General features: G+C 70.3%; 2 pseudogenes. One reads left to right on the top strand and one right to left on the bottom strand.

The window, feature by feature from the left end:
• Positions 1-373, bottom strand: a pseudogene (locus tag FL344_RS38205) (RCC1 repeat-containing protein); the annotation flags it as partial.
• Between the two features lie 136 nt (positions 374-509).
• Here FL344_RS38205 and FL344_RS39645 point away from each other — a divergent pair.
• Positions 510-629, top strand: a pseudogene (locus FL344_RS39645) (IS256 family transposase); the annotation flags it as partial.
• Between the last annotated feature and the right edge of the window lie 124 nt (positions 630-753).

Here is a 753-nt window from a genome sequence, read left to right as displayed (position 1 = left end):
GGGTGGGGGCGGTGGGCAGGGGGCCTCCGCCGTCAGGATTGCCCGCGTCGGGGTTGCAAGCGTCGGGATGCCCCGCGTCCGGATTGCCGGCGTCGGGGTCGCCCGCGTCGGGGTCGCCCGCGTCGGGAATGCCCGCGTCGGGAATGCCCGCGTCCGGATTGCCCGCGTCCGGATTGCCCGCGTCGGGCGTCCCGGAGTCCTGCTGGCCGCAGCCGACGGACGGGTTCGGACAGTCGTTCGTCTTGTCGGCCTTGGAGTCGCCACAGCCGGAGCCAAGGGCCAGCAGTACGGACACCAGCAGGGCGTTGACGGGGAGGAAAGGACGCGGAGAGGCCCCTCGGGTCGAGAGGATGGATCCAGGACTTCGGTGCATGGCTGTCTCAAAGCTTGGGTCTAGGAGTACCAACGCACACAGCCTACTCGCGAGGCCAGCCTCGTGGCGCGGTCGGGTCCCGATAAGTGAGTCCCCCGCGCACGACGAGGTGCAAGCCGACCAGCCGATGGTGTGGCGAGTGGACGTGCGCAATGGCAGCGACCTGCGCACGTTGGTGACGACAGCGGGGGCTGAGGACGTGGTGGTTCCACGCACGATGCACAGTGGCAGCGCTGGGGGAGTGCTGGACCGCTACACGCTCACGGACGCGAGCGGTCCGAGTTCCCCAGTCTCGCAGGGCTCACGAGAAGCCAGTGGGCGGCTGACGGCAGCGTGTGGCCTGGCGAGGTGGCGCTGGGGAGGGGCAGGTGGATGAGCGG

The organism is Myxococcus sp. AB036A, assembly GCF_006547355.1.
GTDB classification, from domain to species: domain Bacteria; phylum Myxococcota; class Myxococcia; order Myxococcales; family Myxococcaceae; genus Myxococcus; species Myxococcus virescens.
Note: the sequence above shows the minus strand (reverse complement) of the source record. Positions and strands in the feature narration are given on the sequence as shown.